19 protein-coding genes are annotated in these 21584 nt (G+C 54.1%); 6 read left to right on the top strand and 13 right to left on the bottom strand.

All coding sequences use genetic code 11. From position 1 onward, the window contains the following. Nucleotides 1-104 precede the first annotated feature (104 nt). From AC790_RS23505 to AC790_RS23495, 3 genes are all read left to right on the top strand, one after another. The gene (locus tag AC790_RS23505; RefSeq protein ID WP_049853434.1) at nucleotides 105-566 is read left to right on the top strand and encodes a helix-turn-helix domain-containing protein; all 462 of its coding nucleotides are present in this window, start codon (nucleotides 105-107) and stop codon (nucleotides 564-566) included. 9 nt (nucleotides 567-575) lie between these two features. Beyond that, nucleotides 576-1856, top strand: a complete 1281-nt coding sequence (locus tag AC790_RS23500) for a type II toxin-antitoxin system HipA family toxin (RefSeq protein WP_049853433.1) — start codon at nucleotides 576-578, stop codon at nucleotides 1854-1856. A gap of 97 nt (nucleotides 1857-1953) precedes the next feature. Then, nucleotides 1954-3057 (top strand): NADH:flavin oxidoreductase/NADH oxidase, encoded by a 1104-nt coding sequence (locus tag AC790_RS23495; RefSeq protein ID WP_049853432.1) that lies wholly within the window; start codon nucleotides 1954-1956, stop codon nucleotides 3055-3057. Nucleotides 3058-3513: 456 nt separating this feature from the next. On the opposite strand, the gene AC790_RS23490 is transcribed toward AC790_RS23495, so the two are convergent. The 7 genes from AC790_RS23490 to AC790_RS23460 form a co-directional block, all read right to left on the bottom strand. Next, nucleotides 3514-5157: a GMC family oxidoreductase gene (locus AC790_RS23490; RefSeq protein WP_049853431.1), complete on the bottom strand. Its 1644-nt coding sequence runs from the start codon at nucleotides 5155-5157 to the stop codon at nucleotides 3514-3516. Continuing rightward, nucleotides 5154-5672 carry a sugar dehydrogenase complex small subunit gene (locus tag AC790_RS23485; RefSeq protein WP_049853430.1) on the bottom strand — a complete coding sequence of 173 codons (519 nt, stop codon included), beginning with the start codon at nucleotides 5670-5672 and terminating at the stop codon, nucleotides 5154-5156. The genes AC790_RS23490 and AC790_RS23485 overlap by 4 nt, the downstream gene beginning before the upstream one ends. Further along, entirely contained in the window at nucleotides 5662-7071 is a 1410-nt protein-coding gene (locus tag AC790_RS23480) for a cytochrome c (protein WP_049853429.1), read from the bottom strand. Before AC790_RS23480 ends, AC790_RS23485 begins: the two co-directional genes overlap by 11 nt. A gap of 116 nt (nucleotides 7072-7187) precedes the next feature. Next, nucleotides 7188-7895, bottom strand: a complete 708-nt coding sequence (locus AC790_RS23475) for a hypothetical protein (protein ID WP_049853428.1) — start codon at nucleotides 7893-7895, stop codon at nucleotides 7188-7190. Nucleotides 7896-7979: 84 nt separating this feature from the next. Then, a complete protein-coding gene (locus AC790_RS23470; protein WP_049853427.1) occupies nucleotides 7980-9128 on the bottom strand; it encodes a beta-propeller fold lactonase family protein in 1149 nt (382 codons plus the stop codon). Nucleotides 9129-9164: 36 nt separating this feature from the next. After that, nucleotides 9165-9803: an aldolase gene (locus AC790_RS23465; protein WP_049853426.1), complete on the bottom strand. Its 639-nt coding sequence runs from the start codon at nucleotides 9801-9803 to the stop codon at nucleotides 9165-9167. An 11-nt stretch (nucleotides 9804-9814) separates the two neighbouring features. Next, nucleotides 9815-11122, bottom strand: a complete 1308-nt coding sequence (locus AC790_RS23460; RefSeq protein ID WP_049853425.1) for an MFS transporter — start codon at nucleotides 11120-11122, stop codon at nucleotides 9815-9817. 263 nt (nucleotides 11123-11385) lie between these two features. Between AC790_RS23460 and AC790_RS23455 the strand changes: the two genes are divergently transcribed. Beyond that, a complete protein-coding gene (locus tag AC790_RS23455; RefSeq protein WP_049853424.1) occupies nucleotides 11386-12420 on the top strand; it encodes a LacI family DNA-binding transcriptional regulator in 1035 nt (344 codons plus the stop codon). Here the strand turns inward: AC790_RS23455 and AC790_RS23450 are convergent. Beyond that, nucleotides 12417-13106 (bottom strand): substrate-binding domain-containing protein, encoded by a 690-nt coding sequence (locus tag AC790_RS23450; RefSeq protein ID WP_049853423.1) that lies wholly within the window; start codon nucleotides 13104-13106, stop codon nucleotides 12417-12419. The two genes, AC790_RS23455 and AC790_RS23450, sit on opposite strands and share 4 nt — an antisense overlap. Before the next feature lie 2 nt (nucleotides 13107-13108). After that, a complete protein-coding gene (locus tag AC790_RS23445; RefSeq protein ID WP_049853422.1) occupies nucleotides 13109-14356 on the bottom strand; it encodes an alpha-hydroxy acid oxidase in 1248 nt (415 codons plus the stop codon). 207 nt (nucleotides 14357-14563) lie between these two features. Here AC790_RS23445 and AC790_RS23440 point away from each other — a divergent pair, with 207 nt between their 5' ends. Both AC790_RS23440 and otnK read left to right on the top strand, forming a co-directional pair. Continuing rightward, nucleotides 14564-15229 (top strand): aspartate/glutamate racemase family protein, encoded by a 666-nt coding sequence (locus AC790_RS23440; protein ID WP_049853421.1) that lies wholly within the window; start codon nucleotides 14564-14566, stop codon nucleotides 15227-15229. Further along, nucleotides 15223-16503, top strand: a complete 1281-nt coding sequence (gene otnK / locus AC790_RS23435; RefSeq protein ID WP_049853420.1) for a 3-oxo-tetronate kinase — start codon at nucleotides 15223-15225, stop codon at nucleotides 16501-16503. The genes AC790_RS23440 and otnK overlap by 7 nt, the downstream gene beginning before the upstream one ends. A 52-nt stretch (nucleotides 16504-16555) precedes the next feature. Here otnK and AC790_RS23430 read toward each other — a convergent pair whose 3' ends face one another. The 4 genes from AC790_RS23430 to AC790_RS23415 all read right to left on the bottom strand — a co-directional run bounded on the left by AC790_RS23430 (nucleotide 16556) and on the right by AC790_RS23415 (nucleotide 21327). After that, complete coding sequence (locus AC790_RS23430; RefSeq protein ID WP_049853419.1) at nucleotides 16556-17776, bottom strand: aromatic amino acid transporter; 1221 nt, start codon at nucleotides 17774-17776, stop codon at nucleotides 16556-16558. A 128-nt stretch (nucleotides 17777-17904) separates the two neighbouring features. Beyond that, on the bottom strand, nucleotides 17905-18915 hold the full coding sequence (locus AC790_RS23425; protein ID WP_049853418.1) for a Gfo/Idh/MocA family protein: 1011 nt from the start codon (nucleotides 18913-18915) through the stop codon (nucleotides 17905-17907). 21 nt (nucleotides 18916-18936) lie between these two features. Then, nucleotides 18937-19758 (bottom strand): TIM barrel protein, encoded by an 822-nt coding sequence (locus AC790_RS23420; protein ID WP_049853417.1) that lies wholly within the window; start codon nucleotides 19756-19758, stop codon nucleotides 18937-18939. Nucleotides 19759-19890: 132 nt separating this feature from the next. Next, the gene (locus AC790_RS23415; RefSeq protein WP_049853416.1) at nucleotides 19891-21327 is read right to left on the bottom strand and encodes a sugar porter family MFS transporter; all 1437 of its coding nucleotides are present in this window, start codon (nucleotides 21325-21327) and stop codon (nucleotides 19891-19893) included. Nucleotides 21328-21584 lie beyond the last annotated feature (257 nt).

The raw sequence follows: 21584 nt of genomic DNA, 5'->3' as shown, positions 1-21584 counted from the left end.
ATTAGCACTGTATAATTTTTACTGAAATTCAAAATTGGAATGCACCTCGTAAAAGTGCTAATATTTTATCTATTAATATCATAAGCAGATAAAATAGTGACATTATGGCACAGCGAACTTCACCGCTTCTTCCCCATACCCGCGAAATGCTTGCCGCTTTTGGTGAGCGATTAAAACTCGCACGTAAAAGAAGAAAACTGACCGCCAAACAGGTTGCTGAGCGCGCGGGAATGACACCGATGACGTTGCGATCGCTTGAAGCGGGTGGCGCTGGCGTGACCATCGGCGCTTATCTGGCTGTAATGAAGGTTTTAGGACTTGAACAGGACCTCAATCTACTGGCTGCTGACGATACTTTAGGTCATCAACTTCAGGATGCACGTCTTACCTCTTCAACTAAATTATTGCCTGTCAAATCAGCTTATAAAGCAAAGGAGACGTACGCTGCTCATCAAGATCAGCCTTTGGTGGAAGGCGTCAATGAGCCCGAACCTGAGCAGAATAAAACGCAGGTTGTTACCTCTGCAGATCTTGCTTCACTGCTAAATTCAGGGATGAAAAAATAGGATCCGACAATGACCATGATAAGCGTCTACGCCGACTGGAATGGACTCACACACCCTAAACGTCTTGGATATCTGCATAGTCGTCGGAGCCGGGCACGTGAATCTTTTGAGTTTCAATTTGATCCTCAAGCGCTTGCCGATCCTGACCTGATGCTGATCTCACTGGATCCCAGCATCCACGCTTTCGCAGGGCCACAATATCCAGTAAAAAACCGCGCTGGATTTGGGGTGTTTGGTGATTCAAGCCCCGACAGATGGGGACGTTTATTAATGGAACGCCGCCTGGAGCGCGATATCCGAGCAGGGTTGTTTCCTGCAGGAACACGTATGTTGGAATCCGATTTTTTGCTCGGGGTTCATGACCTGTATCGCGTTGGTGCATTGCGTTATCGCCTTGAGGATCAGGGTGATTTTCTTGATAACAGAATGGAAACCGCAGCACCGCCTTTTACTGAAATAGCGGCACTTGAACGTGCAAGCCGCGCACTGGAAAGCGACCCTGATAATCGAGCTATTCAGGGAAACGAATGGCTCAGGATGTTGATCGCTCCTGGAGGTTCGTTAGGAGGCGCTCGGCCTAAAGCGAGTGTGGTTGATGAAAATGGTCAGCTATTTATCGCGAAATTCCCCAGCATCCGCGATGAATACGATGTAGGTGGATGGGAAATGGTTGTCAATGCTCTCGCAACCGCCTGTAAACTCAATGTTGCGTCCGCGATGGCGAAAAAGTTTGCCAGCGATTATCACTGCTTCATGGTGCGTCGTTTCGATCGTACCGCGGATGGAAAACGTCTGCACTTTGCCTCCGCAATGACTATGACCGGTCATATAGATGGCGAAGATGCCTCTACCGGTGTGAGTTATCTCGAATTAGCCGAAGTGCTTATCCGGCATGGTGCGCAAACCAATGCTGACTTACGTGAGCTATGGTCACGTATCGTATTTAATATGCTTGTTTCCAACACGGATGATCATCTGCGCAATCATGGATTTATTCTGGTTCCAGGAAAGGGCTGGCGTTTATCAGCAGCTTATGACCTTAATCCGGTGCCCTACGCGGATGGCCTTAAGTTGAATGTAACCGAAGCCGACAATGCACTTGATCTGGATTTGGCTCGTGAGGTAGCGCCCTATTTCCGTCTGAATTCATCCGCCGCAGAGACGATTATTGAAAACTTCAGCAACATTGTTGCGCAATGGCGCGTGGTTGCCGGACATTTGGGCTTGTCACAGCGCGAGCAACAAAAGATGTCCGATGCTTTTCGCCTGGCGGCGGCACATTCCGCTTAACTTACTTTTTGCTACAACATTCAAACTCATAGCCCTCTGCAAAATGCGCTTTTAGCCCTAAGCTTTAAGACATCCAGCCACTATTGATGAGGTTTCAATGAGTTTACTGTTTAGTGCTACGCAACTGGGTAAGTTAACACTCGATAATCGCATCGTGATCGCTCCGATGTGCCAATACTCCGCGCAGGATGGCAAAGCCACTGCCTGGCACCGCATCCATTTAGGCCAACTGGCGCTGTCGGGTGCTGGCTTACTGATCATTGAAGCGACCGCGATCGAAGCCGCAGGTCGTATTTCTCCGGGCGATTTAGGCTTGTGGGATGATGAAACAGAAGCCGCTCTGGCAAGCGTGCTGCAGGATATCCGCCACTACTCTGACATTCCGTTCGGTATTCAACTTGGTCACGCCGGACGCAAAGCGTCATGCGCCGCGCCGTGGTTAGGTGGTCAGCAGCTGTCACTGGATCAGGGCGGCTGGCAAACTGTTGCGCCTTCTGCGCAGGCATTTAATCCTGAAGATCGCGCGCCAGCGGCGCTGGATAAACAGGGTCTTGAGCGCCTGAAACAGGCTTACGTGGATAGCGCCCAGCGTGCGGCGAAACTGGGTATCCAGCTGATTGAGCTGCATGCCGCACATGGCTATTTGTTGCATCAATTCCTGTCACCATTAAGTAATCAGCGCGACGATGAGTACGGCGGTTCGCTGGAAAATCGCATGCGCTTCCCACTGGAAGTTTTCCATGCGGTGCGTGAAGCGTTGCCAGATTCCGTTGCGGTTGGCGTGCGTCTTTCGGCCACAGATTGGGTTGACGGCGGCTGGGATGTTGAGCAGTCGATTATCTTCAGCCAACAGCTGGAAGCCGCGGGCAGTGATTACGTGCACGTTTCCAGCGGCGGGCTTTCACCACAGCAAAAGATTACGGTTGGGCCTGGCTATCAACTGCCGTTTGCGCGTGACATCCGTAAACGGGTGAAGATTCCGGTGATTGGGGTGGGTTTGATTACCGAACCGCAGCAGGCTGAACAAGCGCTGCAGGTTGGCGATGCTGACCTGATTGCGCTGGCGCGCGCGGTGCTGTATGACCCGCGCTGGCCGTGGCATGCTGCCGCCGAGCTGGGCGCGCAAGCCAAAGCACCACCGCAGTATCTGCGTTCCGAACCGCACGGTTTGAAAGGCACATTGATTACAAATAAAGCGTAAAAAATGGCGCGATAATCGCGTAATGCCGATCAGTTAAGCAGCGCACTGGCTTAGTTGGGGTTCCCTGGTCGCCATGAATGGCGACCCTACAGGCGTTATAGCGATGACGAGTCAGTAAGACGCATTGATGCTGCAGCGTGGGGGCTGAGGCGACATCCCAGCCCGCTGAGCGAGTGAGGGATTCCAGGGCGAGCCGCAGGGATGCGGCGAGAGGCGGCGCTGAGCAGGAGCGAATCGCCGCCGGTCCGTCAGGAATCGCGATTGAGTGAAGGCACCGCGTAGCGGCGGGATGGGCTGGCGCAGGGCCGGGGAGTGAAGAGGGCGTGGCCCAGACGCCCTCTTCTCGGTCGCCGCACGACATAGCTGAAACTGCCCCAGCAGATGGCGAACGAAATTTGCTCAGTGCTTAACTGATCGGCATTACGCGATAATCGCGCCGATTTTAATTTTACTGTTTCAACTCGCCTGCATGGTCTGCAACATATGCTGCGCCAACCGCAAACTCAGGGCTGCTCCGGTTAATGTTGGATTCATGCAGGAAGCCGATGGCATGACGCTGGTACCAGCAATCCACATATTGGGATGATCGTGCGTGCGGCAATGGCTATCGACCACCGAGTTCTTTGGATCGTCGCCCATAATGGTGGTGCCCATAATGTGCTGGCGATCCTGGAATTTGGTATCGATCGACAATATCTCCGCATTCAGCAGTTCGGCAAATTTGTGGAAATCCTTAATGCCCTCTTCTTTCCCGGCATGCCAGTAATCCGTCACGCTATAGTAGATCTCCGGTAACGGGATACCGATGGCATCCTTCTTGGTTTTACTCGGCGTAACACGGTTTTCCGCCAGCGGTAAGGTCTCAAAATCAATGGCAAAGTTGAGCGAGCGTGCCGACTGCCGGCGAATTTCTGCATCAAGCTGAGAACCCAGCACCCCTTTCTCAATCAGCGAGGCAGCATAATCAGCGGTGGGCACGGTGTTGCGCACTTTAATCTTATAGCTGGGAAAATCCTTGCGGAACGCGCCATCGCGATTGTTGAGATACACCAGCAGCTCGGTCGGCCCCTGACCCGGCCAGACATCTTCAGACATCATCACGTTCATGCTGATGCCGGTATGGCCCATCAGGTTGCGCCCAACCTGATCCGACGAGTTGGCGATGCCGTTCGGATATTTCTCCGAAGTCGACATCAACAGCAGTTTGGGCGATTCGATGCCGTAGGCCGCCAGCACAAAGTAGTTAGCGGTTAAATGATGCTCAGAGCCGTCCGGTTTTTTATACAAAATGCCGGTGATCTTGCCGTCATCAGCCGCTTCGATACGATAAACCACCGCGTTATCCAGTAGTTTTGCGCCCAGTCGTTCCGCTTCATCAATATGCATTGAGCCATCATATTTAGCGGCGATAGGACAGACCGGATTGCAGTTATTATTGCCGCCGCACATCGGACGCTTGCCCCACGGCTTGGTCGCGCGCCCGTTCGGCTCCAGCACCGGGTTGTAGCCGCCTTTACCCAGCATTGCGGTTAAGCGGTCAAACAGATAACTGGTTGGCAATCCCGGCATTGGGAACGGCGTGGAACGCGGCGGCCAGGCTTTGCCGCCCTGTCCACTCTCATCCTGGCCATCGACACCCGATACGCCTAACTCATGCTCGGCTTTGCCATACCAGGACTCCAGCTCGTCGTAGCCAAATGGCCAATCCCGTCCACGTCCATACAACGTGTTGAGCTTAAAATCATTGGGAATCATGCGCCACAGTGCGGAACCGAAGTGCCACGTGGTTCCGCCCACCACGCGCAAATACTTGGTGGGATATTTTACCGGGCCTACCTGCTGCAAATAATCCCCGTAGGTGGACGGGATATGCGGCGGGTTGGGATAAGGCGAGCCAACGCCCTGCAATTTAATGTTGGTTAACGACATCTTGAACGGCGAGTTGCGGAAACGTTCGACGATCTCCTGGCGAGCGACGCGCGGGCCCGCTTCAAGAATGATCACCGATTTACCGGCTTTTGCCATTTGGCAGGCGATTAAACCGCCCATTACGCCCGAGCCAATAATGATGACATCGGCATCAACTTTTGGTGCACTCATGCGCCTTCTCCTGTGGTTGCCACTTTGCCATCTTGCGTCACTGCCCAATAGAACGGCCCGCCGCCATAGGTCGGTACCACCAGAATATCTTTGGTGGGCAGGTACATCATCGCTTCTGCATAGGCAATCAGCTCCAAATCGCTGCCGTCACCCACCACGCCGGTGTACCAGGCGGAGATAATGCGTTTAGCCGTTTGCCATTCAGGCTTATCTACTCCGAATGCAGCAAGAAAATCATCCACATGGGAAAAGTTGCGCTGCTGCAGTAACGAACGTAGCTGGGCGAGTTTCTCTGCGAAGGCTGCATCATGACGCAGCAAAGCGGCGAAATAGCGCTGGCCGAGGATCGGACCCACTGGGCGACTGACCAAAAACGTTGAAACATCAAGGAAGCCACTATCGGCTATCTGTTCCGCCGCGCGCGCGCGGGCTGGGAAGATTGAATTACACATCGCACCCAGTGACAAAATCCCCATGCCTTGCAGCAGACGACGTCGGGAAAGGTTATGCGCCATGTTTTTTCCCCCTGCGCGTAATGGCAAACAGCAGCACCAGTAAAATAATCACCCCTATCGCGCCTCCGCCCCAAACTGCAGGCTGCGCCAGACGTGCGATCAATGGACGCTCTCCGCCCTCACGCACCGTTTTCACCTGATCAGGCGTGACATTGAGTTCGGCATTGCCAAAGTTTTTCAGCACATAGTTACTGACGTCGGCGATTTGCCGATCGGTTAATCGATCGGTAAACAATCCATCCGGGCCAAAGCCTGGCATCGCAACATCTTTGCCATTTACCTGGCGATGTACGCCATAGACGATGGTGGCGATCAGGTTATCCGCCTGTGGCGCACCGGTTGCGGTGTTATGGAATAGCGAAGGATAGAATTGATTACCCGCACCGTCCGCCTGGTGGCAGTTGGCACAGGAACTGGCGTAAACCTGCCAGCCCGCGTCGGGATGGTTAAGCGCGCGCTGGGCCATTTCATCGCTTGCCGGTTTACCCATGCGATCCCGTGGTTGACGGGTCGGTTGGCCCACGGCGGGAACCTGGCGCAGGTAAGCAACCATCGCGTTGATATCATCATCCGACAGATGCTGCAGGCTGTGCTCTACCGCTTCTGCCATCGGACCCGCCGCCTGCGCTTTACCCGCTACATGGCCGGTTTTGAGATATTGCGCAATCTCCGCATCGCTCCAGTTGCCGATGCCTGCTTGATTGTCAGGCGTGATATTCGGCGCATACCAGCTGCCAAGGCTGCCGCCACTCAGCGCGCGATCGTTGTTTTGCCCCATCAGTGCATTACGTGGTGTGTGGCAGGTATCACAGTGCGCCAGAGCATTGACCAGATAATCGCCGCGATTAACCTGCACCGATTTATCCTGGGCCGGAATAAACGGTTTATCATCAGCAAACAGCATATTCCAGAAAAGCATGCTTGAACGAATATTAAACGGGAAAGGTAAATCCGTTTTTGGCGGCACATTATCGTCCGCTTTCACCCCGTGCATAAAATAAGCATACAGAGCGTGAATATCCGCATCTGAAATTTTAGCGTATGAGGTATAAGGCATCGCCGGATAAAGATGCTGTCCCTGCTTATTTATTCCACTGCGTACTGCTTTAGCAAAATCTTGTTCGGTGTAATTACCAATCCCCGCTGTTTTAGACGGAGTGATATTGCTGGCGACGATATTACCGAGTGGTGAAGAGATAATATAACCGCCGGACATTTCCCTGCCCTGATTCGGTGCGGTATGGCATGCGCCACAGTCCGCGGCAATAGCCAGATACTTGCCTTTCGCAATAAGAGTCGCAGCATCGTCCGCACTTTCAGCATGTGCTGAAAATGTTGCCGACATGAGAATGCTCAACGCGAAAGGCAGACAACTCTGTCTCACCTTTCTTGCTTTCATTGTAATTGCTTCCGGTAAATAATTATTAGTATGGTAAAAACAATAATGCACTTCTGCAGCAAGGCCACAGAAGTGCAGATTATCAGAACGCTTAGATTCACAAAATACAAACAGTGCTATAACAATTCATAATCATTGAAGATGATATTTTCGCCACTGGCGGCCGTTATATCGACCTTGCCAGGTTCGGTTAAAAACGCATCGCCGGGATGGACCCAAATTTCTTTTACCCGATTGGCGTGAGCCTGATCGGCAATCAGAACCCGCCCCTCAGTAAAGAACACGCGCACGCCGGGCCCGTGTTGCGTATATTCTCCGGTGCTGGCGCCCGGTTTCAGTGTGACCTTCCAGCCGCGGACGGTTTTCTTATCCAGTACCTGCTGGAAAGCATCACTGGCAGGCCGGGTGGCGTTACCAAAATGTTGCGGCCCGGGGATATTAATTTCAAAAGCGACCTGATGATTAACGGTGCTACCGGTATTGGTCACTTTATCGGTTTCTGACTTGCCCTGATGCGCGCCAAATTTAACATTACCGCTTTTCATTTCAGTGTTGTTAACGGGTTTATCCGGATATTCAATTTTCACCGGGCTGCCCTCAATATGTGTATTCACATAATCAAGATGCTGCTCATGAAACTGGGTTGATTGTCCCGGCTGAATCAACACGCGCATTACGGTGACGTATTTATTTTCCAAAATAACGTGATGTAGCGGTTCAAGATGAGTGGCGACGCCTTTTTCTGCAGCCTGCGCCTGCATTGCCACACTAAATAGGGTTGAGCAAAATAAGGTGCTCAGTAATGTCTTGCGAATAGTCGACATAAAAACTCCTTTACTGACAATATATATAACGCATCGAAAAAATAACGTTCATCAATTACACAGAGAAAATAATGAGTACTTTATTTACTCAACGATGGTGACCCAGTTCGCCCCATTTCCGGTGGGCACACGCTCAATTAATGTGAGTTTGCCGCTGTCTTGATCAATGGAGTAGAGCGACACCTGGGTTGACTTCTGACCCGATTCAATTAAATAGCGGCCAGAATTATCAATCGCAAATCCGCGCGGTTGTGCTTCTGTTTTGGTGCTATTAATCAGCGTTAAGCGGCCATCCTGCGGGGAAACGCGAAACGCCGTAATATTACTGCTGGTGCGTTCGGTGGAATACAGGAACCGGCCATTAGGGGTGAGGTGAATATCGGCTTGCCATAAGCGTGGTTTGGCCGATTTTGGCAAATCATCATCGCCAGTCAGTGGCCGCGCTTCACCGCGCTGCATGTTCGCCGCGATGAGCGGATCGAGTGATGGCGTCGCCTCATGCTCCGTCAGCGTGCCATCTTTATTCAGCGTGAGGCGCGAAATGTTGCCCGCCATTTCGGTCAGCAAATATAGATTCTGTTCACCTCGCCCATCACGCTGCGGTGCGAAGGCGAAATGGCGCGGCCCGGTGGCGGCTTCGCGTTGGATATTCACAAAGGCGGGGCTATTGGCCGTCACTTTTCCACTTTTGCTATCAAACCGATATTGCAGCAGCTGATCGGCGCCCAGCAACGGTACATATAAAAATTGATTGCTGGGATCGGTTTGGATCGCATGCGCCCGCTTGCCGGTATGCACGACTTGTACCGGCGCACTCTCTACTTTGCCATCGCTGGCGATGCGATTAATGCTGAAGAGATCCCCGCCGTAAGAGGAGGAGAGCAGAAAGCGCCCGCTTTTATCCAGCGCTAAATACGCCATCGCTTCAGGTAATGGGGTATCGGCAAAATGGCTCAGCGTCCCATCGGGCTGAATATGCCAGGCCGAAACATGGTATGGCTGGCTGCGGACCGAGACGTAAAGCGTTTTCTTATCCTGCGATACCACCATTGGCATACTTTTCAGGCCGCTGGGATATTCACCCACCGGCTTGAGCTGCTGCTGGGTCTTATTCAGCGCATAGGCCGTCACCGTGCCACTGTCGCCATTAGATACGTAGACAAATGACTTTTCCTGCGCCATTACCGCGGATGCAAACAGCATCATGCCGGCGGCCATTACCGTCTTGTTCATTGATAGGTCTCTTTTTTGTAGGGGACAGCGATCGAGTTACCAGCGCGTATTAAAGTGCTCACACAACTCCAATACCGCTTTCTCCGGCAGCGCGTCAGGCTTATCCACACAGTTCAGCCACAGTCGTGCGGTTTCTTCCAGCTCCTCAAGGGCAAAACTCACCGTCGAAACTGATTTGCCCCACATCACGGGCCCTAATCTTTCCAGCATCACGCCGCGCACCTTGTTTGCCAGTTCAGCAACCTGCTCTGCAACGTCGGCATGGCCCGGACGGCGATAATCGATCAACGGGATGCGCCCTACTTTCATCACCTGATACGGCGTGAGCGGCGGCAAAATACTGTCGCGTTGCCAAACGCCTGCCAGCGTAAGCTGTACCAGATGGGTGGAGTGGGTGTGCACCACGCCGTGCGCGTCCGGGTTGCGATCGTAAATCTGGCGATGCAGCAGCAGCGTTTTTGACGGTTTATCGCCCGAAACCCATTCGCCATCGCGATTGACCTTAGCAATGCGGCCCGGCTCCAGATGCCCCAGGCAGGCGTCGGTTGGCGTAATCAGCCAGCCATCCTCCAGGCGAGCACTGATGTTACCCGCCGTGCCGGTGGTATAGCCGCGATTAAACAGATCGGCTCCCACCTGGCAAATTTCCTCACGCAACGACTGTTCATTTTGCATCGAAATCACTCCTATTGGTTGGCGGTGGCAATCACGTTGGTATCACCTTTGGGGCTGATCGGTAAGGGTTCCAGCTTGCCGAGCACAAACATAAAGGTCAGCGCGCCCAGCACACAGATGCCGCCCGCAACCAGCAGCGGTACCACAAAAGAACCGTGGCTCAGGCTCAGCATCAAGCCGGTGAATGACGCGGTGACAATCCCAGCGAGGTTGCCGGCAAAGTTCTGAATACCGCCCAACGTGGCGACGTAATTACTGGCTGGCGCCACGTCCGCGGGCAGCGTCCAGATATTGGCGGCGGTAAACGCTAAACCGGCGTAAGTAATGGAGAACAGCGTCAGAATGACCGCAATGCTGTCGGTAAAGGCCGCGAAGGCAATGACGCTGGAGAGCAGCATGCCGCTAATCAGGCAGGTTTTGCGTGCTACGGTCAGGCTAAACCCTTTGCGGTACAGGGCATCTGAGACCACCCCGCCAAGCAGGCTGCCTGGAATCCCCATCAGAGCAGGAATGGCGCCCAGCGTACCCAGCTCTTTCAACGAAAAGCCGTGCGCAACGGTGAGATAGGTTGGGAACCAGGTGACAAAAAAGTAGGTGGCGAAATTCATGCAGAAGAAGCCAATCATCATGCCCCACACATTGCGATGGCGGAATAGCGACCACAACTCGACTTTCGCGTTGGCCTGCGTGGTGGGTAACGCGCGATCTTCCAGCAAATTCTGGCGCTCGGTTTCATCCAGGCCTTTCATCTCTTCCGGTTCGCGATAGAACACTAACCAGATCACCACCCAAATCAGCCCTAAAGCGCCAGTCACGATAAAGGAGGTTTCCCAGTTCCACACGCTAATCAACCAGGCTACCAGCGGCAGCGCCAGCGCACTGCCAGCACGCGGGCCGGCATCAAAAATACCGCTCGCCGTCGCACGCTGCTTTTTCGGGAACCAACTGTAAACCACTTTCACACAGCCCGGATTTCCGCCGGCCTCACCCAACCCTAATGCTAAGCGTGCCGCAAAAAGTGAAGTGAAACCTTTACCAAACGAGGTAAACACCGTAAACAACGACCACCAGCCCACCGCGATGGCCAGACCGGCGCGGGCACCGAGGCGATCGAGTAAGCGTCCAGCGGGGATTTGCATCAGCGCATAGGTCCAGAAAAAGGCGCCCAGAATCAGCCCCATGCTGGTGTCATCCAGCCCTAAATCGGCTTTGATATGCGGTGCAGCGATCGCAAGGTTAATACGATCGATGTAATTGATTGCGATAGCGAAAAAGCAGAACACGATCATCAGCCAGCGAATTCGTGGATATCTGCGCATGGTGAATTCCTTTATGATTTATTGAGAGGTAACAAAGGTTCTGCGGCCCTGCGACGCCCGCAGCCCGCGTTGTGGTTAAATTTGGGGGTGACAGGTCATAAATGTGTTAAAAAACGTGAGCAGGCACACCCAACCTGATAACATGATGTCAAAAGTAAGCGATTACAAAATTCAGTCAAGCCAAAAGTAAGCGCTTTCAAAATTGATAGTGAGTTGTCTGCAATTTTTGTGGGCAAGCTCACTCTTTCTGCAGGAGTGACTTGATGAGTGAGAAGCAAAATGGATCTGGCCGCGTATCACTGGATGATGTTGCGCGTCTCTCAGGGGTATCAACGGCGACGGTTTCGCGCGTACTCAACGGCAGCACCACGGTAAAGGCGTCGCGTCGTGAAGCCGTGGAGAGAGCCTGCGAGGAGTTGGGATATGTCATCAACCGCGCCGCTCGCACCCTCGCCTCACGCCGCAGTATGACCATTGGCGCGGTGGTGCCGACGCTGGCGACCGAAACCTTTTCGCGCCCGTTGGCGGCTTTTCAGCAATTGATTCACGAAGCCGGTTATACGCTGCTATTGGCCAACTCAAATTTCGATCCGGAAACCGAGCTGAAAGAAGTTAATAAGTTGATTGAATACGGCATTGATGGCCTGATGCTGGTGGGAAATACCCACCATCCGAAGCTTTGGGAGCGCATTGTTCAGCAGGGGATCGCCTGCGTGCAGACCTTTTCGCAAGACAGCGAAAGACCTTGCGTTGGCTATGACAGCGAGGGTGCAGCGGAGAGCATGGCGCAGCATTTGCTGGGCTTAGGGCACCAGCATTTTGCGGTGATTGTCGGCACGCCGCCGTCGAATGATCGTATTTCCGAACGTCTTAACGGTACGCGCCGCGCTTTGCAGCAGCGCGGATTAACGCTGCCGGACACGCATCTCATTGATAACGCCTTCAGCATGAATGATGCGCGCCGAGCGGTGTTCCGCCTACTCGATGGCCCGCAGCCGCCTACCGCCATCATTTGCGGTAACGATCTGCTGGCGTTTGGGGCGATGCGCGCGGCCAGCGAGCGCTATCTGCGCATCCCTAATGATATCTCCATTGTCGGCTTCAACGACTACGAATATGCCGAGCATCTGGAGCATCCGCTCACCACCATGCGCGTCGATTTAGCCTCAATTGGCGAACATGCAGCCAATTATTTGTTGAACACGCTTAACAATCTGCCGGCACAAACGCATACGCAGATTGGTACCGAACTGATTGTACGGGGCAGCAGCGGCTCGGTGCCCCGTCAGGAGCGTTAATCGCGGCTGACCATGCCAAACCGGCTGAACACGTCCGTCACCGGCGGCGTTTTCAGCCAGGTGAGAAAGGTTTGCGCCCGCTCTGGCTGCTGAGCACGGCTCAACACCGCCGCAGAGAGCGAAATGGCCTGCTGCGTGCCGGGCGGCAGCGGCCCAACCACATCAATGCCCTCAACCATTAACAATTCACTAATCTGCTGTATCGCCAGATCGGCCTTGCCGTTCACCAGTTGTTCCGCAGTAAATCCTGCCGGAATCACCGTACCGCGCGCGCGCAGTTCTGTATCAATATTGAGCTGTTTTAACAGCTGCGAAAACCATACGCCGCTGGCCCCCGCTTCTGACCAGGCTACCGAGCGTGCCGCCAGCAGCGCCTTGACCAGGTTGTCACGATTGCTGATATCCGGCTGTGCCGCGCCTGCCCGCACCGCGACACCGATCGGCGAATCAACCAGTTCAATCCGCGTGCGCGCATCGGCGATACCCGATTGCGTTAGGCGATCGAGCGTTTCAACGGTCGCAATCACCACCTCGGCCTGCGCGCCCGCATTGAGCTCCTTTTCAATAATGGTGCTGGGATGCCAGCGAATCGCCAGCGGTGTCGCAGGCTGTTGCGCCTGCCATGCGGGAATCAGCGTAGTAAAGGGCGCACTCAGTGCCAGCGCGCTGTAGATCGGCAGTTCCATGCTTAAGCCTCCCGCGCGAAAAGCGGTGCGCGACGCAGCAGCGCAGCGTCAAGTTGGTCAGGACGCGTCACGCCAATCAGCGCTAAGTCGCGGTCAATTTCATCACGCAGGATATGCATAGCGTGCTCAATACCCGCCTGCGCGCCAATCACTGCGCCATACAGGAATGGGCGTCCCAGAAACACGAAGTCGGCGCCCAGCGCCATGGCTTTCATTACATCGGTACCACGGCGAATACCGCTGTCGATAATCACCTTCATATCGCCCTTCGCGGCAGCAATTTCCGCCAGCGTATGCAGCGGCGGCACGGTGTGATCAAGCTGGCGGCCGCCGTGATTGGAAAGAATCACCGCATCCGCCCCGAGATCGCGCGCAATGAACGCATCATCCGGTGACATCAAGCCCTTGATCACCAGATTACCTTTCCATTTTTTGCGGATCGCTTCGACATGTTTCCAGCTCAGCTGGTCGCGGGCATTGGTGTTGCGCACTTTACTCGACATCATCGGCGGGCCGCGTTCGGCATCGGTATTTTCAAAGTGCGGCGCACCATGGCGCAGGAAGGTTTGTGCCACCGTACCCAGCAGCCAACGTGGGCTCATCGCGCTTTGCCACATCACTTTTGGCGTGAGTTTTATCGGCATACTGAAGCCGCTGCGGGTGTTGTGTTCACGATTACCCAGCATTGGCGTATCGCCGGTGACCACTAATGTTTTGTAGCCCGCGCGTTCAACGCGATCGACTAAACGATTGATACGCGGTTGATCGCCCGCCAGATAAGCCTGGAACCAGGCTTCCGGATTGGCAGCAATCACCTCTTCCAGCGGAATCAATGACGATGCGCTGAGGATCATCGGGACATTCATCGCTCTTGCCGCTTTCGCCAGCATCAGATCTGCGCGGTAACTGACAAACGACGCGCCGCCCAGCGGAGCAACGCCAAACGGATGCGACCAGTCCTGACCCAGCAAATTAACCCGCTGATCGCGCCCCGACACGTCACGAAACATGCGCGGCACAAACACATATTGCTGGTAAGCCTCATAGGCGGCAGCCAATCCTCTGCCGGTTTCCACGCCGCCTTTGACGTACTGATAAATCATATTGGGTAACCGCTTGCGCGCGTGACGTTCAAAATCCTCCAGCGCCAGCAAGTCACGAAAATGGCGTGGCACCGTATTCGCAGGACGCACCTGCGCTTCGGGTGTCACGTTTACGTTAATAGCGGTGGTTTCTCCACGAATGGTCATAGTGCGTTCTCAGTGTTATCCAATAAGTAAGCGATTTCAAAATAGTCATTCTGACGAATGCTGCCAATCTATATCCTGCCAGATACACAGTTTTTTTATGTGACAGCCGTCACTATATCAAGACAAATGTAAGCCCTTACATTTTCATCTCAGATTAAGTATGGTGTGCTGTAATTCACTTGTGTATCGCTGGTGACGGAGAGAATGATGAGCCAACGCATAGTTTTATTGCATGCCACCCCGGTGGCGATGTCCCCTATTCAGGAAGCGTTTAACGATCTTTGGCCTGAAGCCGAAGTGGTGAACTTACTGGATGATGGTTTGACCCTCGATCGCGCCAAAGAGGAGCAGCTGTCGCGCCCGCTGATCGATCGCTTTGTGGCGTTTGGCCGTTACGGTTATGCGATGAATGCGCAGGGCATTCTGGTGACCTGTTCCGCTTTTGGCCCGGCGATTGATGAGCTCGCTGCGACACTGCCGGTGCCGGTGCTGAAACCCAATGAAGCGATGTTTGAAGCGGCACTGCAGCAAGGTGAGCGAATTGGCATGTTGGCCACGTTTGGACCGTCACTGGTAACCATGTGCGATGAGTTTAACCACTATGCCGCGCAGATTGGCTCAAACGCGACGCTGGAAACCGTGCTGGTTCCGGACGCTATCGATCTGCTGCGTAAAGGTGATGTCATCAGCCACAACCGTTTAGTGGCGGAGTTCGCGCCGCAGCTGAGCCACTGCGATGTAATTATGCTGGCGCACTTCTCAACGTCGCGTGCCGCAGCCGCCGTGCGTGAGCAGGTGGCGATTCCCGTGTTAACCGCGCCGCACGCGGCAGTGAAAAAAATGCAGTTGGCCATCGGAGGTGCAACATGCTGATTGGCGTGATTGCCGATGATTTTACCGGTGCCAGCGATATTGCCGTGACGTTATCGAAAGGATTGGCGGGTGAAGGCGGTTTACATACCACGCAATATCTCGGCATACCGCAACAGCCTGCAACGGCAGACGTTGAGGCCGGCGTTATCGCCCTGAAGTCGCGCTCCCTGCCCGCCGCAGAAGCGGTGCAGCAATCATTGGCCGCCTGCGAATGGTTATTGGATCAGGGCTGTACGCAGATCGTGTTTAAATACTGCTCCACCTTTGACTCCACCGACGACGGCAATATTGGCCCGGTGCTCGACGCACTCGCCGCACGTTTAGAAGCGCGGCGCGTCATTGTTTGCCCTGCGTTCCCCGCCATGGGACGCACGGTTTATCAGGGCAATCTGTTTGTCCACAATCGCCCACTGAATGAGTCCGGGATGGAACATCATCCGCTCACGCCGATGAAAGATGCTGATATCCGCCGCTTACTGGCGCGTCAGGCTCGCACGCGCGTCAGCCACATTCGCTGGCAGCAGGTGGTACAAGGCAGTGAACAACTGCGTGAGACGTTGCAAGCCCATAGCGAAGATGAGCCGCAATTACTGGTTGTCGACGCGCTGAGCGACCACGACCTGACGATTATCGGCGTCGCGGCGGCGGAAGCGCGGCTGATCAGCGGGGGTTCGGGCATTGCCCTGGCGTTACCGCACAACTTTATCAGTGCCGGTAAGGCACAGGGAGATAGCCGTAAATTCCCCGCAATCGCCGGCCCCAGTGCGATTCTGGTTGGCAGCTGTTCTGGCGCTACGCGCGGGCAGATTGAGGAGCACCAAAAACACCATGCGGTGCTGGCGATAGAGATTCAGGATGTGATGGCGCAACGCATTCACGCCGATGACGTGGTGAACTTTATCCTTGCGCATCAGGATGATTGCCCGCTGGTTTACTCATCTGGCGATCCGACCAGCGTGAAGCAAGCGCAGCAGCAGTTTGGTCAGCACAACATCTCACAACGTCTTGATCAGCTGTTTGGAGATAGCGCACGCAAGCTGGTGTATGAAGCGGGCATTCAGCGTTTGGTGGTGGGCGGCGGAGAAACGTCGGGTGCGGTCGTCAGTGCGCTTGATTTAGGTTGTTTGCAGGTTGGCCGCGAAATCGATCCCGGCGTACCGGCGCTGTTTGCTCAGCGCGATCGGCCGCTGGCGCTGGCGCTGAAATCGGGTAATTTTGGCCGGCGCGATTTCTTCTCCCATGCACTTAAGGTTTTAGCCGCTTCAGGCGATTAACTCCCGCAAAAAACAGAAGACAACCTCTAGATGACGTTGTCTTCTGTTTTCGTTAGCGCCCACCGAACGCCGGCAGCAGCTGAAACCAGCTCAGCAGCCAGGCGAGAATATTCAGCGCACCAAATATCAGCAGTAATATTACCGCCAGCGAACAGCGCTGCTGTGACTTCCATGCCAGCAGCGCCGGAATAAACACCGCCCACAAAGTCGCAAAAAGTCCGGCAAAACCAATCGCCGCGACAAATCCGTGCGGCCATAGGATCGAAGCCATCAGCGGCGGCAAGAATGTCAGACACGCCGTTTGCAGGCGTGCACCCGGTGAATTGCCGAGGCTAAGGCGATCGGCGATGAAATCAAACAGTCCGGCGGTGACGCCCAGAAATGAGGCGATTACTGCAAAATGCGAGAAGATCGACATCATGAGCGATAGCGCATTGACGTGCAGATGTTCACGCAGCGCCGCCATCAGCGCAGCGATATCGCCGCCCTGCTTCACGATTGCGGGAAACGCCGCGCGCGGCAGATTACCCATGGTGCTGGTTAGCCAAAACAGATACAGCGCCAGTGACATCAGCGTGCCCAACACCAAAGCGCGCGTGATGTGTTTTTTATTGCCGGCGTAATAGCTGACTAGCCCGGTGATATTGCTGTGATAGCCAAACGAGGCGAGACAAAACGGCAGTACGCCCAGCGCATACGGCCAGTAACGTTCCCCGGCCGCTGGCGCGCTCAGCAGCGATGACACATTCACCTGCGTCAGCAAGCCGCCGAATAGCAGAATGAGCAGCAGAATTTTGGCCAGTACGCAGAAGGTCATTAAACGACTGACGCCGGTGGTACCGAGCCACACCACCGCCGCCACACACACGGTCAGCAAAATTTTCGCCTCAGCGCTGGAGATGGGCAATCCCGCCTGGTTAAGTGAATGTTGATAGACCGGGCCGCTGGCGGAAATGTAGGCGTAAGTGAGAATGCCGAGTACAAACAAGATGCTGAGGCCATTGAGCGCTGCCCATCCGCGCCCCAGCAGATCTTTGGTCAAGGTATCGTAGCCCGCGCCCGGCGGATAGGTCAGGCTCACGCGCATAAACAGTAAGCCGGATAGCAGCATGCCGCCCCAGCTGATCAGCAGCAGCACCATTCCCCAGCCAAACCACGCACCCGCCATCACCACCGGTAGCGTAAACATGCCGGCGCCCACCACGGTGCCGCAAATAATCATCGCGCCCCACCAAACGGAAGGCTGGCGGCGGGACAATGTCATCTCCGTCATCACTTATTCCCTACAAAACAGCTTAAAGGCGGCGATGATACACGGGATAACGCTAAGAAGAGAGTTTGAAACCAGATAAAACGCGCGTCAGCTGAATCTGAACGCGCGTTTGGCGAGAGGAGTGTAACTCAGTAATAGAACGCAGGTTTTGCCGGCATGGTAACCGGCACGATGTCACCGGAGGTTTGCGCCGCCACGCAGGCATCGGCGGCGACCGCCGCCGCGTAACCGTCCCACGCCGATGGACCGGTCATCTCACCGGACAACACGTTGTTAATGAAGTCCTGCAATTCCACGTCATAGGCATCGATGAAACGCTTTTTCCAGTCGGTGAGAATGCGGGTAGAGAGCTTCGCTGCGCTGCGTGTTTGCACGGACATCGGCTCAGGAAGCCGCGCAATACCGCTTTCGCCCACCACTTCACACTGGATATCGTAGCCGTAAGCACAGTTGACGAAGATTTCAACGTCGATGCGCACACCTTTGGCGGTTTCCAGCAACACGATTTGTGGATCTTTCAGATGCGCAGAGGCTTTACGGGTTGTGCGTGGATAGATCACCTGCGCGCTGACATAATCGTCTTTTAGCAACCAGCGCAGCACATCGAGCTCATGAATCAGCGTATCGGTGATCGCCATATCGGTAGTGTATGAATCGCCCACCTCGGGATTACGGTGCGCGCAGTGCAGCATCAATGGTTCGCCAATCTCGCCACTGTCAATTACCGCTTTCAGCGCGCGATAGCCGCTGTCGTACGGTCGCATAAAGCCAACCTGCACCAACTGCTTACCGGCTGCCATTTCGGCTTCAACAATGTTCATGCAACCTTGCGCAGTGACCGCCAAGGGTTTTTCACAGAACACCGCTTTACCCGCGTTGATCGCCGCGAGCACGAACTCTTCATGCGTCGGCCCCCACGAGGTAACCAGAATTGCCTGCACCTCGGGCGCGTTAATCAGGTCGTGTGCGTTGTCGTAGATCTCGGCCTGAATGGCAAGATCCTTGATGATCTGTTCGCAGTTAGCGCGGTTGATGTCATTCAGCGCCACCACGCGTGAATGCTGCAGCACCTGGCTACAACGACGAATGTGTTCGCGGCCGATCGCGCCCGTGCCAATTACACCAATATTGAGCGTCATGGAGTGTTCCTTAGGGGTACGTTAGTCATTCAGGTAAGCAATGCTGGATTTAATTTGCTGAGCAATCTCTTCTTCGCTCCATGCCTCCATCACCGAAGAAAAAGGTTCAAAGGCATAAATACCGCGATAACCCCTCTCTTCCAGACGCTGCACCTGCTGTTTTGAATTCAGCAAGTCATCAGCACTCAGCATGATGCGCTCTTCGTCGGTGAGCTGAAGCGTTGGACGCGCGTCGGTCACACCTGACAAGTGCACCAGCCCGATGTTGCTCACCTCAATACCACCAGCGAAATCCTGCTCAGCGCCTTCGTACAAGTGGTGATGAAAGGTATCCAGTACGATTTTGAACGGTGCACCAGCTTGCTTAATCAACTGTTGTGCCAGCGCGGCAGAACGCAGTGAGCTTTGTGGGAAGCCGAGCGGCTCAACCAGACCCGCAATGCCATATTCGGCAAACAGCGGCGCAAGGGTTTTCAACGCGTCTATGGTTTGCTGCTGGGAAATAGCGGTGCCGTCATTCAATGGACAAAGTACCAATGCTTTAGCACCGGTTGCTTGCGCATCTTTTAATAAGCCGCGCGTTTTTTCCAGTACCTCATCGGTTAATTGATTAAACGGATAAACTGCATTAATCGTTTCGATGGTGAAAGCATGTTGAGTCGCGAGATCACGCACTTCCTCAGCGGATAAATTATCGGTCACGCGGCCACTTTTCATATCATTGCGGATTTCAACTTTATTTAAACCCAGCTGTTCAACCAGCGAGAAAAAACGCTCAATGCTGAGGTTAGGGGCAATTTTACGATTAACGCACAGTCGGTCATGGCTTATTTTGTAGGTCATGGTGTGTTCTATCCTGAAATAATGATGTTGTTTTAATTTCTGTTTTGTTGTGACGCGACGACATCTGGCGATAGTAAGCTATCTTTTAATGCTGCTCTGCCAGAACGTTGATGGATTTACATCAGCGCAACATCATTTATACAACTCATGGAAATAGTGCTCGACCTGCTCCAGGCTGCGTCCCTTGGTTTCCGGAATCGTGCGCAGCACGAACATCGAACCGCCAATGCCAATCACGGCAAAGGTTAAGAACGCGCCTGCCAGACCAAATGCCGCCAGCAGCAGCGGGAACGCCATCGATATGGCAAAGTTAGCCATCCACAGTGCAAACACCGCGCCGCCCATGCAGATACCACGCATGCACGCGGGGAAAATCTCCGACAGCAGCAGCCAGGTGACCGGCGACAGCGCACCCTGCTGGAAGCACAGGAACATCAACATGCCCGCTAACACCAGATAAGCACGCAGCAGATTGACCTCACCCGCCTGATGATATTCCGGCATGAAGAAGCACACGGCAGTGATTAAAAACAGGCAAGCGGTGCAGCCCATCTGACCGACCAGCACCAGCGGGCGACGGCCAATTTTGCCAATAAGCCAGATACCAACCAGCGTCATCACGACAGAAATCACGCCGTTGGCGATAGTGGCAAACAGCGCTGCATCGTTGCTCAGGCCGGTTGCCGTGAGCATGGTCGGCGCGTAATACATGATGGTATTGACGCCGGTAAGTTGCTGGATCGCGGCAATACCAATCCCGAGCAGGAATACTTTGCGCAGCCACGGTGTGCGCAGATCGCGCAAGCGGCCTTTGCCCTGCTGCCGGTTCTCTTCGAGGGTCTCTTCAATCTCCTCCAGTTCCCAATCGACATCATCGGCCGCACGCGTTTTCTCCAGAACTTTGCGGGCTTCGCTGGTATTACCGCGCATCACATGCCAGCGCGGGCTCTCCGGCATGAAGATCATGCCAAACCACAGCAGTACCGCTGGCACGGTGGAGAGGGCAATCATCCAGCGCCAGGTGTGTTCGCCGCCCCAGATTTCATTAAAGGTGGCGTTGGAAACGTAAGCCAACAGCTGGCCCGAGACAATCATCAGCTCCTGTAAGGTCACCAGCTGGCCACGTTTGTTCGCCGGTGCGATCTCTGCGATATACACCGGCACCGTAGCCGCTGCGCCGCCGACGGCGATACCGAGAAACAGGCGTGAAGCGATCATAGAGATGACATCGGGTGCGAAGGCCGAACCGATGGCGCCAAGCGCGAAGATAAAGGCCAGAGAGATGATGATCTTGCGACGGCCCCATGCATCAGCAAAATGGCCAGCAAGCAGCGCACCAAAAGCGGCGCCAAACAGCAGTGAACTGGTAACTAATCCGGTGGTAAAAGGCGTGAGTTGCAGATCGTCACGCATAAACAGTAAAGCGCCCGATACCACGCCGGTATCATAGCCAAACAGTAATCCACCCAGGGTCGCGACCAGCGCAATAATTTTAACAAAAGGTTCGGTTCGCGTGATGCTATTTGGGCCTGATGCCGTGTTGGTCGATATATAAAGTTCTCTTTCCATAATACCTCCTGGTAAAAAATGCTTAAGGAAATACGGCAGAACAAAACAGAAGCTTCACGCTATCGGCATTTTTATTTCATGTTAAATTTTATTTGAAATGTGTTTTCCGAAATGTGAGTTCAAGCATTTTGCGATTTTTATTTTGATGGAATTGCATCAGGCGGGAAGATATTTATTTAAGCGGTTTTGGATTGGAAATAAATAAAAAGGTCGCCGTGAATGGCGACCCTTCATAACAACAGCGCGGTTATCATAGT

Source organism: Pantoea sp. RIT-PI-b, from assembly GCF_001187905.1.
Taxonomy (GTDB): domain Bacteria; phylum Pseudomonadota; class Gammaproteobacteria; order Enterobacterales; family Enterobacteriaceae; genus Pantoea; species Pantoea nemavictus.
This window is presented reverse-complemented; position numbering and strand designations above follow the sequence as displayed.